We start from the raw sequence: 10993 nt of genomic DNA, 5'->3' as shown, positions 1-10993 counted from the left end.
GCGCCAGTACCCAAGCCGTGGTGGGTACCGCGGCCATCAGGGTTTGGGATGGCTCTCGGCCGCACTACGCGCCGTGTGGTTCGGGTGCCTCTCGAAGTGCGTCGAGCTGGATCGCGACGGAGCTGCGAAGGGCGGGGAGAACATCGGTCTCGAACCAGGGGTTCGCTCGGAGCCAGCGTTGGTTGCGCGGAGAGGGGTGGGGCAGGACGAAGACGGGTAGGTGCTGTTGCCAGTTCCTCACGGTCTCGGTGAGGGTCGACGATCGATCTGGGAGGTAGCGGGCTTGGGCGTAGGCGCCGATGAGCACGGTGAGTCGGTTCTCGGGAAGGAGATCGAGAATTCTCGGGTGCCATGTCGGGGCGCACTCGGGGCGAGGTGGGTTGTCCCCGGAGCTGCCGGTGCCGGGATAGCAGAACCCCATGGGCAGCAGAGCGACATGGTCCTGGTTGTAGAAGGTCTGGGTGTCCATGCCGAGCCAGGTGCGGAGCCGGTCACCGCTGGGGTCTGCCCAAGGGATCCCTGATTCGTGGACTCGGCGACCGGGTGCCTGGCCGATGATCACGATGCGCGCGTTGGCGCCGACCTGGAACACGGGTCTTGTTCCGTGTTCCAGGTGTTCGGCGCACAGGGTGCAGGCGCGGGCCTCGGCGGTCACGAGCTGGAGACGTTCAACGGTCACCGTGGCAGCTTGGCTCATCGGTGTGCGTAGGCCGTGCCCGTCGCCATGAGCCGTAGGCGACGAGGAGCATGACAGCTCCTGGTCCGACGATGGTGAGTGCGAGGCCGAGTCCGTGGCTGCTGTGGCCAAGGATCATGTCCGTGCGTAGGCCGGGTCATCTGCGGGCTCTGTGAGTCGGGCGACTGCGATCGCGGCAATGCCGTAGACGAGGTGGAGGTAGTTGTCTGGTTCGGACACGCCGTCGATGTTCAGGAACGTGGCCCCTCCGGCGACGCCGAGCGCGAACGCGGCGAGAAGGCCGGCACCCAGGGCGAGGTTCACGATCGGCGCGGCTCGGCGGTTGGTCGCGGCTGCGGCCCAGACGAGCCCGAGGGTGAGGTGAACGAGGTTGTGGAGTGGATTCAGGCCGAGGATGATCAGCGTTTCGTCGGTGTCAGCTGCGAAGTCGTCGAAGCCGGTGACGAGGAACCCGAGCACACACGCGGACAGGTAGATGGCTGCCGAGAGCACAGCGAACTGCTGGTTGCGGGACAATGACTGCATCAGGGTCTCCTTGAGCCGCGGGACGAGCCGCGGTCTGTCAGGGGTAGGGACCCTGCAATGACAAGCGAGCTGCTGGGGCGTTACACCGAATCGTGATCGTCGTCGGGTGCGCCCCGGCGTTCGACTTCGGCGAGCAGTTCGGCGAAGTTCTCCGGTTGCGCCGTGACGTCGGCGCGTGACTTCGAGGTGATGCGGACCGTCTGGGTGATCTGGTCCAGGTAGACGCGACACCCTTCACAGGATTCGAGGTGCGCGAGGAACTCGCGCCGGTCTCGTTCGTTGAGTGCGTCGTCGAGGTGGTCGGTCACCAGTTCGACGGCGTCGGCGCAGCTGAGGCGGAGTTCGTTGTCGATGAAGAACTGGTCCTCAGGCATCGAAATACTCCTCCAGCGCTCGGCGGATCTGGGTGCGGGCCCGGTGGAGCAAGACCCGCTGGTTGACCGATGAGATTCCCAGCGCCTCGCAGACCTCTTCGCTGTTCCAGCCTTCGACATCGCGGAGCGAAACGACTTCACGCTGGGCCGGGGGCAGCTTGGCCATGGCGTCGTCGATCACGGCCAGTGTCTCGTCGGAGAGGAGCCGATCGTCGGGGATGTCATCCCAACGGTTCGGTGCGGCGGGCCAGTAGCTCGGCCCGAGGTCGGGGTGCTCGAGCCGGTGAGGGTCGACCGCGGGACGGGGGTCGTCGGCGGGCCCAGTCGATGAGAACGGAACCACACGTGCCTCGCGGACAGCGAGGGTCCTGACCTTGTTCAACATGATCCGATAGATCCAGCTCTTCAGACTGGAACGTCCCTCGAACCCGTCGATTGAACGGATCACAGCGATCCAGGTGTCCTGGACGACCTCCTCGGCCAGCGCTGCCGGAACGTAGATCGTCGCCATCCGAACGAGCGGGCCATGCAGACCGCGGACGAGCACGCCGAACGCCTCCCCATCCCCCCGACGTACTGCAGCGACGAGCGCGGCGTCCGTGGGCCAACGAGCATCAGGAACCGATGAGTTCACCAGAGCCCGATCATGCCGCCGAACATCTCGGCTGGACAACCCTCCTTCGTAGGATCGCGATGATCGAGAATTCATCGACGACCGCGTGTTCGAGGACTCGAGGGGACTCGCCAGGATGTGCTCGATCGACACTTGCGGGCGATGCCCCAGGCGCTCTACTCGGTGACGAGTCGCTCCACCGGTTGGCCGGTCACCTCGGCGTGATCCGCCGCGGAACGCGCGGAGCAGCCGATCTCGAGAAGTGTCACCGACGAGATGCGCACGAGTTCTCGGTCGATGCGCGCCGCCCACTCGTCGGCGTCTACCGCGGCATGAAGGCGGGTGATCGCCGACTTGTCGATGAGCCAGTCGCTCACGTCCACGCGCCGGCCATCACATCCGGGTCGTCAAGGTCGGCGGCGAGGGCGCTGAACCGGCGAAGGTGCTCTGACGTCACGGGCCCAGGGCCCGGTGTGCGTTCCCGCTCGAGGGCTCGGCGCAGGTACTCGGCACGGGACAGGCCCATGCGAGCCGCCTTGGTGTCAATGGCGGCGACCACGTCGTCGGGGACGTCTCGGATCAGGATGTCGGCCATCGGCACCTCCGTGCTATCTGCGATATCACACGATCCCGAGACATCCCCTTCGTCGATCGGCGGAGACCTTTCCGACCGCCGGGTCGTGGGGCGCCGCCGACCGCGTGGTTGAAGACGACATTGTGGGGCACCTCCCCGCCCTCGCACGCTACGGCACCTTCGTGGCACTGCCTCCTGGAGATGTGAGCGCGTGCCGGGTGATGGTTCGACTGCGCGCGATCGGTACTCGGGGGGTCTCTGCTGAGCGTCGTGAGCGTGGCGAGGTGCTCAGTGCAGAGTGGCGAGCTTGGAAGGGTTGCGGACCCAGCGGATCGTTGCGACGTTCCCGTCATCGTCAGGTTCGACGAACACTGCTCCGATGATCTCGCCTGTTCCGCTTGTGAAGAGCGCGGCGGGGCCGCCGTTCAAGGTCACTCGTGCGATGCGCCCACCGTCGGCGTGGACTCGTCCGGTCACGAAGGAGAGGAATCGGGCGACTCGAGCGGCTGTGCGGATCGGGTGGCGCGCTGCGGTCCGGACCTCGGCGCCGCCGTCGACGACCAGCTGGGCATCGTCGGTGAGCAACGACAGGAACCCGTCCATGTCGCCGCCTTGGCAGGTGTCGAGGAACCGGTGTAGGACCTCGTCGCGTTGGTGCGGGTCGGCGCGGGCGCGGGGTCGTTCGGCTTCGAGGCGCTGGCGGGCCCGCCGAAGGAGCTGCCGGCACGAGGCATCGGTGCGGCCCAGCATCTCGGCGATGTCGGGGTGTGGGTAGGCGAACACGTCGTGGAGGAGGAGCACGGCGCGTTCGTCGGGGCTGAGGGTCTCGAGCACGACGAGGAAGGCCATGGAGAGGGTGTCGGCCAGCTCTGCGGACGCGACGGCGTCGGGGGCGGGGTCAGTGGTGATCGGCTCGGGCAGCCATGGACCCACGTAGGACTCGCGGCGGACCCGTGCTGATCGCTGGTGGTCGATCGCCAGACGGGTCGTGATCGTGGTGAGGTACGCAGCGGGCGACTCGATGTCGCCGACATGGGCTCGGTGGGCGCGGAGCAGCGCCTCCTGGACGATGTCTTCGGCGTCGTTGAGGGACCCGGTCATCCGATAGGCGAGACCGATGAGGCGCGGCCGCTCCCGTTGGGCGATCCGGCCGAGCTCTGCTGCATTCACGACGGCCTCTAGTCCGAGTGCGTCAGCGCGCTGGGCGGGGTGAGCTGGAACGTGACGCCGAAGCGGTTCCACATGTTGATGAGGCCGATGCCGGCGACGAGGTAGGTGAGCTCACGCTCGTCGAACTGGGCGCGTGCGGCGTCGTACACGTTGTCGGGGACCCCGTGTTCGCCGAAGCGTGTGGCGGCGTCGGTGAGGCCCAACGCTGCCCGCTCCTTCGCCGTGTAGAGCGGGTGTTCCCACCAGGCGGACAGGCCGAAGAGTCGGGCGGTGGACTCTCCCGCGTTCAGGGCGTCGCTCGAGTGGATGTCGATGCAGTGGCCGCAACCGTTGATCATGGAGGCCCGCAGCTTCACCAGCTCGAAGAGCACCGGGTCGATGTTCTCGGAGATGTGCTTCGTGAGGGCGAACATCGGCTTCTGCAGCTCGGGGGCGGTCTTGTGGGGGTTCATGCGTTCGAACATCGAGAGTCCTTTCGTGGAGCATCGCAGTTGATGCACCCCTCATGACGGAACAGCTCGACGATCCGTGACGCTCTCGGCCACTTTGCCGACGAGCGGGAGAGCGAACTCAGCGGGCGGATATCACTCCGGTCGGGATGAAGTTCTGTGACGATTTGAGGCGCTCGCCGCCACCGGCACTTGGTGGGCAACGCCCCTGCCGGTATGTCGCTCGATAGGTGGCGCTCAGCGTTGCTGCCTGCGGCGCCTGGTCTGCCGGCGTGTCACGAGCGTGGCGCGACAGGTGCGTGAAGGTTCCAGTCCGGCAGCGAGCGAGCGAGGTGTCTGGACCCGGTGACGGTGATGGCATCGTCTCGTCGGGCCTGTGACCAGGAGATTGCGCCGCGGTGCCAGTCGACGAATGCGACGGAGTTGGCTTCGATGTGGAGGTCGGGTTCGTCGCCGGGGTTGCTGTAGCAGACCTCGGCGTCGCCGTGCTCGATGAGCAGCCAGTAGTAGCGGTTGTTGGGTGATTCGTCCGGGAACGTGAAGGCGACGACGACGCGCTCATGGGGGAGCTTCGAGCGATCGAGTTGGGCCTGGCACCATGCCCACAGTGCGAACCCTGGGTCGGCGTGCTCGCTGGTCACTTCGAGCCATCGTTCGCCCCATGTTCCGAGCGCCGCGATCACCTCGGCGAGATCTGCGCCTGCTTCGGTGAGCTCGTAGATCTGGCCTCGGCCATCGGGTTTTGGCTGGGACTGAAGCACGCCTGTGCGTTCGAGTTCGGTGAGCCGCTTCGCGAGCATCGATCGCGACATGGCAGGGACGCCGCGGGCGAGATCGTTGAAGGTGTTGGCGCCCAGCATCACGTTTCGCACGAGGAGCGGGGTCCATCGCTCGGCGAGGATCTCCGAGGCTCGAGCGATCGGGCAGTACTGCTTGTAGGAGCCCACGAACTCATCTTCGCAGAGTGCGCTGGCCTGGGGAGTTCGAAATCAGAACTTCACGCTGCGCCTGGGTCGTCGGATGGTGGAGCCATGACCGAGAACAGTGACGCGATGACCGATGCGGAAAGGGGCCAGGTGAACGCGGAAGCGGCGGAGATCTACGACGCCTTCTTCGTTCCGGCGTTGTTCGGCCAGTTCAGCGAGCCCGTACTCGATCGGGCTGGGGTGGAGGTGGGTGACCGAGTGCTCGACGTCGGCTGTGGCACCGGGATCCTGGCACGAGCGGCGCGATGTCGCGTCGGCCCGACGGGACAGGTGGCAGGCGTGGACCCCAACGACGGCATGTTGACCGTCGCACGTCGAGCCGATGACTCCGTCGACTGGCGTCAAGGTGTGGCCGAGCGCCTCCCGTTCGGCGACACGACGTTCACCCGGACGGTCAGCCAGTTCGCCGCCATGTTCTTCGTCGACCGGGCCCAGGCGTTGAAGGAGATGGCCCGCGTGACGGCGAGCGGCGGGACTGTCACGACTGCGACCTGGTCACGGCTCGAGCACACACCCGGCTACGAGGCCATGGTTTCGCTCATCAACGACGAACTCGGAGACGCCGCTGCTGACGCATTGCGGGCGCCCTTTATCCTGGGGGAACCAGGACAGGTCCGAGACCTCTTGTCGCCGTTCGGACCCAAAATCTCGATCAGCGAGGTCGACGGCACTGCACGCTTCTCATCGATCGCCGACTGGGTCCACACCGACGTACGCGGCTGGACCCTCGCCGATCTGGTCGATGACGAGGCCGAAGCCACACTGATCAACCGAGCCGAGCGAGAACTCGCCCGCTTCGTCGCATCCGATGGCACCGTCACCTTCCCAGCACCAGCGATCGTGGCCTCCGTCACCATCGACCACTGAGGTCGCCGCCGATCCGAACCCTTGCTGGGCCTTGCCTGCCCAACCCGGTCGGGTCAGACTTCAGTGGCGGGAGGGAGATCTCGATGCGCACGCCGGAGCGATGACTTCCACGTGGGCTCCCAGACTGCGATGGCTTCTTGTGGTCGGTCTGTTGAGCGCAAACGTCGCTTTCCTGGTCATGGGCACAGTCGCTGCCGTATTCGGCGGACGACTCACAACCTGGGGCAGCGTCGGCTGCGACATACAAGGAAGGCAGGCCGATGGCGTTGTCGGTCGCAGTCCTGGCCACAGGGATCCTGATCGGGGCTGGCTATCTGATCGTCGCCCACCTCTTTGACCCCTGCAGTCGCGGGTGGTGGGACTTCTCGACGACAGTCGGCGACACAGAGCTGTGTTCGGTTCAGGGCGAGATCGCACAGAGGTTCCACCTACTCCTTCATGCCTTCCTCGGTGTCATGAGCGCATCAGTTGCGGCCATCGTCTACAGACGAGCGCGACTGTTTGGGTGGTGGCCACCAGGGAAGATCTGAGTCCCCCGAATCGCCGGGCGGACTCGAGCCAGCGTCTCGACGTCGGTGGACCGCAGCGGACGTCGGTGAAATTCCCGAGGGAGTAACGCTGGGAGTGACGCATTTCTTTGCCGCGAGCAACAAACCCTCGCGAAAGTCCTGGTCACAGCGTTTTCGAGCGCCCGATCTTTGTCGGTGGGAGCTACCACGGGAGTAGCGGCCGCGAAGTTGGGTCCGGTCATCGAGCACGCGGAGTGGTGACGCTTGCAGGGCGAAAGTGCTACTATGTAGAACATGCCCGAAGTCGGGATCCGCGCCCTGAAACAGAACGCCTCGGCGGTGGTCTCTGACGCCGCCGCAGGACAGACCGTGACGATCACCGATCGCGGGCGTCCGGTTGCGCAGATGACTGCGATTCCCAGATCGAGACTCGAGGCGCTGATCGATGCTGGCCGGGCGCGGACACCGCGTCGTCGACTTGCGGATCTCGAGCCGCCGGCGGCCGGTCCAAGCCTGACGGGGGAGTTGCGATCGATGCGCGACGAGGGGCGGTACTGACGTTGGCGGCTTACCTCGACACGTCCGCGCTCGTGAAGCTCGTCGTCGAAGAGGAGGAAACCGCGGCGCTGATCGCGTGGATCGATGCCGCGGAAGTGGAGATGGTTTCGAGCGACCTCGCTCGGACCGAGCTGTTGCGGGCGGTCCGCCGGGCTGCTCCGGACCGGGTCGTCCGGGCCCGGGACGTGCTCGACGCGGTCACGATGCTCGAACTCACGACGCAGATCTACGAGGAAGCCGCGCGCGTCGATCCGCCACTGCTGCGGACACTCGACGCGCTGCACCTCGCCGCAGCGCTCGATCTCGGTGACGACCTGAACACGATCGTGACCTACGACGATCGGCTCGCCGACGCAGCTGCGTCCAACGGCGTTCGCGTCATCGCCCCATCCTGATGGCTGAGCGGCGCTATGGACGCGCCGGTCTCGGATCGGCGCTCCTCGCATCGCTCGACGCCGCCTACGGCGCTGACCTCGACCCGAGAAGACTTCGAAGCGTCGATCAGTTCCATCTGGGCGGCTTTCCTGCAACCGAGGCGCTGCTGGATGGGGTCACGCTTCCGCCGGACGCGGAGGTGCTCGACATAGGTTTTCCGGATCGGTGGAGTCGCGCGAGCGATCTCTGCTCGGTTCGGTCGCCCCGGACGCCCCACCCGATGCCTGGCCGGCCGACAGCGAAGCGTTCGACAGGTACTGGACCGAGAACCTGCAACGCCTCGAGGTCGACGACGTCACCCGCGACTACCTCATCGACTTCCTCCGGCTCCGTTGGCTCGGCCGCGTCCCCTCGTTCTTGTTGGGCGGGCTCCACACCTGGATCTCCGCCGGCTACCTCTCCGACGAGTTCCGGCGCCCCCTCGGACTGCGCTGGACCGACACCGACCAACGCCGGTTCGACCGTCTCTTCGCCACCCTCGTGCGCATCGATCCCATCTTCCCCGACTGGTTCGTGCGCATCGGACCACGGCTCTACCTGTGGGACTTCCGACGCCGCCACCGCGGCGGCAAGGCATTCACGTAGTGCCCCCGGCCACCGAAAATTGTGACCGGGAACGAAAGAACGCCGCCGGCGGCTCGGACGGAGTCCAGCGCAAGAGCACGAGCCTCGAAGCCGACCGTCGTCGAGCACGGCGTCCGTGGGCACTCGCCAAGAGGGAACCGTCTCCGATCCTCGTGACCGAGCGTCCCGGACCCGAGGCGCTGGAGCCGATGGGAGTAACCGCGGGAGCAACGCAGCGGCCCGATTTCATGAAGCGGTGGACGTCTGCGCACGTCAGGAGACGTCCACACACGCTTCCGTGGAGCTGGGGGGGAATCGAACCCTGGCCTCGATTGGGTCGCGTTTGCGCTGGTCACAGCGTTTTCCGGGCGCTCAATCTGGCCGGTGGGAGTTACCGCGGGAGCAACCGCGCTCGACGTGTACCGACCCGACCTCGCGATGTAGACCACGCACCGCAGTGGACTTCGGTGGACGTCGGTGGACGAGTCCGCGAACAGGCGCTCGAACGGGCGGTGTCCATGGACGTCCACAGACGTCCAATCGCCGAGGATCGGACTGCGCCTGCTGGTAGGGGGGTTGCCTTCCTGGCGATCTGCTTGCAGAATGAAAGCGTGCCGAACATTCTCGTGCGAGATCTCCCCGATGATGTCCACCGAGCGTTGGCGAACCGCGCCGAGCATCGAGGGCAGTCGTTGCAGCAGTACCTGAGCTCGGAGCTGACCCGACTCGCTGAGCGGCCGACTGCGGACGAGTTGTTCGATCGCGTCGCCAAGCGGCGAGGCGGGAAGGTCGGCCTCGGCCAGGCGGTCGCTGATCTCGATGCCGAACGCTCTGCGTCTTGATCGTCGTTGACGCGTCGGTGTTGGCGAACGCACTCGCTGATGACGGATCCGATGGGGGAGTGGCACGCGCTCGATTGACGGCGGGTGACGATCTGGTGGCGCCTGACCTCGTCGATGTCGAGACCGTGGCGGTGCTCCGCAAGCGCTGGATGGCTGGCGACCTCTCGAAGAATCGATTCTCCGCCGCGATCGATGACCTCGAGGATCTGGACCTCGCGAGGTATCCCGCTCTTCCGCTGATGCGCAGGGCGTTCGAACTCCGCGACAACGTGACCGCGTATGACGCCGTCTACGTCGCGCTCGCCGAGCGCCTCGACTGCCCGCTTGTCACCGCCGATCGACGGCTCGCCGCGGCGCCGGGCATCAGCTGCTCGGTCGAGGTGCTCCGGCCCTGAGCGAGCCGTTGTTCGGGGCACCTGCGATCGGCATCCTTCAACGGCACCTTGGCGGAACGGTCGCAGATGGACATGTCCGCGCGATAGGTGGCGGTTGGCGACTCAGAGGCGGGCCATGATCGGTTCAGGTCGCGGTGGCCTCGCGGGACGTGACGCCTGCGAGGGCCGCGAAGGCGTCGTCCAGTTCGTCGAGAACGCTGCCGTCCGGTCGCGGTCGCTGTTCGAGGTGAATGATGCGGAGTTCGTCCATGAAGCGCCCGCGGATGTCGTCGCCGCCGTCAGCGAGCAGGCGCGCGCGCACGGCCAGCTCGGGCGTGGTGGCTAGCCACGTGGCGCCCCAGGCTCCGAGTTCGACGATGATCGGGACGAGGGAGATGGCCGCTTCGGTGAGGCGGTAGTCGATCCGTTGACGGTGGGCCGGGTTCGGGTGGCGGGTGAGGAGGCCGGCGGTGACGAGCTTGGAGAGCCGGTCCGCGAGCACGTTGCTGGCGATGCCTTCGAGGGAGTGGCGCAGCAGGTCGCGGAACCCGGTCCGATCGCTGAACATGAGATCCCGCAGGACGACGAGGCTCCAGCGGTCGCCCAGCAACTCCATGGTCATGTTGATGGGGCAGCCGGACCGCCCGTCGGTGACGGGGAGGGGAGCGGCAGCAACCGGTTGCGACATGCAAGCAGTCTAGCTACCATCGAACCGATTGCAGATGACAATCGGTTTGGAGTGGAAGCCCATGGCGAAATCGAGACCAGCGACACCCCCCACCGTCGACCGCGGCGAGTTCGAGGTACAGCTCGCTCAACAGGTGGAGATCGAGAAGGAGCTCACCCGCTTCGGCGATCGCGTGTCGTCCCGCCGTCGACGGCTGCCGATGACGCCGATCGACGACTACGTCTTCACCGGTCCCGACGGTCCGGTCCCTCTTGCGAAATTGTTCGGTGATCGGTCACAGCTCGTGGTCCAGAGCTTCATGTTCCACCCGGACTGGAACGATGGTTGTCCGAGTTGCACCTGGGCGGTCGAGAACCTCCCACAGAAACTCGACGACCTCCTCGCCCCGAAGGATGTTGCCTTCGCCGTCGTCTCCCGCGCCCCGATCGACAAGCTCGAGCGCTGGCGCCACCAGCGTGGATGGGACCACATCATGTGGGTGTCGTCGGCCGGCAACACGTTCAACACTGACTGGGGCTGGACCGTGGACGGCCAGGACCAGCCCGGTTACTCCTATCTCCTCTGCACCGACGACGGCCTCTTTCTCACCTACCGAACCCAGCGACGCGGCACGGAGGCGATCCTGCCCGTTCCGGCCATCTGGGATCGCACCGTCTACGGCCGCCAGCAGGACTACGAGGACAGCCCCGACGGATGGCCCCAGAAGCCCACATACGGGTGAGCGAACTAGTCCATCCCTTCCCGTCATCGACACAGGAAGCCCCCGCC

At 66.2% G+C, this 10993-nt stretch carries 18 protein-coding genes; 8 read left to right on the top strand and 10 right to left on the bottom strand.

The window, feature by feature from the left end:
* Positions 1 to 64 precede the first annotated feature (64 nt).
* The 9 genes from AB8619_RS12015 to AB8619_RS11975 form a co-directional block, all read right to left on the bottom strand.
* Positions 65 to 697 (bottom strand): uracil-DNA glycosylase family protein, encoded by a 633-nt coding sequence (locus tag AB8619_RS12015; protein WP_436792869.1) that lies wholly within the window; start codon positions 695 to 697, stop codon positions 65 to 67.
* 114 nt (positions 698 to 811) lie between these two features.
* Positions 812 to 1222 carry a DUF4383 domain-containing protein gene (locus AB8619_RS12010; protein ID WP_436792868.1) on the bottom strand — a complete coding sequence of 137 codons (411 nt, stop codon included), beginning with the start codon at positions 1220 to 1222 and terminating at the stop codon, positions 812 to 814.
* 80 nt (positions 1223 to 1302) lie between these two features.
* Complete coding sequence (locus tag AB8619_RS12005) at positions 1303 to 1596, bottom strand: zf-HC2 domain-containing protein (protein ID WP_436792867.1); 294 nt, start codon at positions 1594 to 1596, stop codon at positions 1303 to 1305.
* The gene (locus AB8619_RS12000; protein WP_436792866.1) at positions 1589 to 2230 is read right to left on the bottom strand and encodes an RNA polymerase sigma factor; all 642 of its coding nucleotides are present in this window, start codon (positions 2228 to 2230) and stop codon (positions 1589 to 1591) included. Before AB8619_RS12000 ends, AB8619_RS12005 begins: the two co-directional genes overlap by 8 nt.
* A 155-nt stretch (positions 2231 to 2385) precedes the next feature.
* Complete coding sequence (locus AB8619_RS11995; RefSeq protein WP_436792865.1) at positions 2386 to 2586, bottom strand: hypothetical protein; 201 nt, start codon at positions 2584 to 2586, stop codon at positions 2386 to 2388.
* Positions 2583 to 2804, bottom strand: a complete 222-nt coding sequence (gene vapB, locus AB8619_RS11990) for a type II toxin-antitoxin system VapB family antitoxin (protein ID WP_436792864.1) — start codon at positions 2802 to 2804, stop codon at positions 2583 to 2585. Before vapB ends, AB8619_RS11995 begins: the two co-directional genes overlap by 4 nt.
* A 267-nt stretch (positions 2805 to 3071) precedes the next feature.
* Positions 3072 to 3953, bottom strand: a complete 882-nt coding sequence (gene sigJ, locus AB8619_RS11985) for an RNA polymerase sigma factor SigJ (protein ID WP_436792863.1) — start codon at positions 3951 to 3953, stop codon at positions 3072 to 3074.
* A gap of 8 nt (positions 3954 to 3961) precedes the next feature.
* Complete coding sequence (locus AB8619_RS11980; protein WP_436792862.1) at positions 3962 to 4417, bottom strand: carboxymuconolactone decarboxylase family protein; 456 nt, start codon at positions 4415 to 4417, stop codon at positions 3962 to 3964.
* 260 nt (positions 4418 to 4677) lie between these two features.
* Positions 4678 to 5349, bottom strand: a complete 672-nt coding sequence (locus AB8619_RS11975) for a winged helix-turn-helix transcriptional regulator (RefSeq protein ID WP_436792861.1) — start codon at positions 5347 to 5349, stop codon at positions 4678 to 4680.
* Positions 5350 to 5433: 84 nt separating this feature from the next.
* Here AB8619_RS11975 and AB8619_RS11970 point away from each other — a divergent pair, with 84 nt between their 5' ends.
* The 7 genes from AB8619_RS11970 (at position 5434) to AB8619_RS11940 (ending at position 9558) form a co-directional block, all read left to right on the top strand.
* Positions 5434 to 6255 (top strand): class I SAM-dependent methyltransferase, encoded by an 822-nt coding sequence (locus tag AB8619_RS11970; protein ID WP_436792860.1) that lies wholly within the window; start codon positions 5434 to 5436, stop codon positions 6253 to 6255.
* 260 nt (positions 6256 to 6515) lie between these two features.
* Entirely contained in the window at positions 6516 to 6785 is a 270-nt protein-coding gene (locus AB8619_RS11965; protein ID WP_436792859.1) for a hypothetical protein, read from the top strand.
* A gap of 273 nt (positions 6786 to 7058) precedes the next feature.
* Positions 7059 to 7322, top strand: a complete 264-nt coding sequence (locus tag AB8619_RS11960) for a type II toxin-antitoxin system Phd/YefM family antitoxin (RefSeq protein ID WP_436792858.1) — start codon at positions 7059 to 7061, stop codon at positions 7320 to 7322.
* Between the two features lie 2 nt (positions 7323 to 7324).
* The gene (locus tag AB8619_RS11955) at positions 7325 to 7717 is read left to right on the top strand and encodes a type II toxin-antitoxin system VapC family toxin (RefSeq protein ID WP_436792857.1); all 393 of its coding nucleotides are present in this window, start codon (positions 7325 to 7327) and stop codon (positions 7715 to 7717) included.
* A gap of 205 nt (positions 7718 to 7922) precedes the next feature.
* Entirely contained in the window at positions 7923 to 8342 is a 420-nt protein-coding gene (locus tag AB8619_RS11950; protein WP_436792856.1) for an oxygenase MpaB family protein, read from the top strand.
* A 590-nt stretch (positions 8343 to 8932) separates the two neighbouring features.
* Positions 8933 to 9163, top strand: coding sequence for a FitA-like ribbon-helix-helix domain-containing protein (locus tag AB8619_RS11945; protein ID WP_436792855.1), 231 nt, complete (start codon positions 8933 to 8935; stop codon positions 9161 to 9163).
* Positions 9160 to 9558 carry a type II toxin-antitoxin system VapC family toxin gene (locus AB8619_RS11940; protein ID WP_436792854.1) on the top strand — a complete coding sequence of 133 codons (399 nt, stop codon included), beginning with the start codon at positions 9160 to 9162 and terminating at the stop codon, positions 9556 to 9558. Before AB8619_RS11945 ends, AB8619_RS11940 begins: the two co-directional genes overlap by 4 nt.
* Positions 9559 to 9682: 124 nt before the next feature.
* On the opposite strand, the gene AB8619_RS11935 is transcribed toward AB8619_RS11940, so the two are convergent.
* Positions 9683 to 10225 carry a winged helix-turn-helix transcriptional regulator gene (locus tag AB8619_RS11935; RefSeq protein WP_436792853.1) on the bottom strand — a complete coding sequence of 181 codons (543 nt, stop codon included), beginning with the start codon at positions 10223 to 10225 and terminating at the stop codon, positions 9683 to 9685.
* 61 nt (positions 10226 to 10286) lie between these two features.
* On the opposite strand from AB8619_RS11935, the gene AB8619_RS11930 reads away from it, so the two are divergent.
* Positions 10287 to 10946, top strand: coding sequence for a DUF899 family protein (locus tag AB8619_RS11930; RefSeq protein WP_436792852.1), 660 nt, complete (start codon positions 10287 to 10289; stop codon positions 10944 to 10946).
* Positions 10947 to 10993: the final 47 nt, after the last annotated feature.

Source organism: Actinospongiicola halichondriae, assembly GCF_049103745.1.
GTDB classification, from domain to species: Bacteria; Actinomycetota; Acidimicrobiia; order Acidimicrobiales; family Salinilacustritrichaceae; genus Salinilacustrithrix; species Salinilacustrithrix halichondriae.
The sequence above is the reverse complement of the archived record's forward strand: the minus strand, read 5'-3'. Positions and strand labels throughout refer to the sequence as shown.

Bases quoted from the DNA above. Each gene is read 5' to 3' on its own strand.
- AB8619_RS11980 (WP_436792862.1), bottom strand. From the start codon at position 4,417: ATGTTCGAACGCATGAACCCCCACAAGACCGCCCCCGAGCTGCAGAAG.
- AB8619_RS12015 (WP_436792869.1), bottom strand. From the start codon at position 697: ATGAGCCAAGCTGCCACGGTGACCGTTGAACGTCTCCAGCTCGTGACC.
- AB8619_RS11970 (WP_436792860.1), top strand. From the start codon at position 5,434: ATGACCGAGAACAGTGACGCGATGACCGATGCGGAAAGGGGCCAGGTG.
- vapB (WP_436792864.1), bottom strand. From the start codon at position 2,804: ATGGCCGACATCCTGATCCGAGACGTCCCCGACGACGTGGTCGCCGCC.
- AB8619_RS11930 (WP_436792852.1), top strand. From the start codon at position 10,287: ATGGCGAAATCGAGACCAGCGACACCCCCCACCGTCGACCGCGGCGAG.
- AB8619_RS12005 (WP_436792867.1), bottom strand. From the start codon at position 1,596: ATGCCTGAGGACCAGTTCTTCATCGACAACGAACTCCGCCTCAGCTGC.
- AB8619_RS11960 (WP_436792858.1), top strand. From the start codon at position 7,059: ATGCCCGAAGTCGGGATCCGCGCCCTGAAACAGAACGCCTCGGCGGTG.
- AB8619_RS11965 (WP_436792859.1), top strand. From the start codon at position 6,516: ATGGCGTTGTCGGTCGCAGTCCTGGCCACAGGGATCCTGATCGGGGCT.
- AB8619_RS11935 (WP_436792853.1), bottom strand. From the start codon at position 10,225: ATGTCGCAACCGGTTGCTGCCGCTCCCCTCCCCGTCACCGACGGGCGG.
- AB8619_RS12010 (WP_436792868.1), bottom strand. From the start codon at position 1,222: ATGCAGTCATTGTCCCGCAACCAGCAGTTCGCTGTGCTCTCGGCAGCC.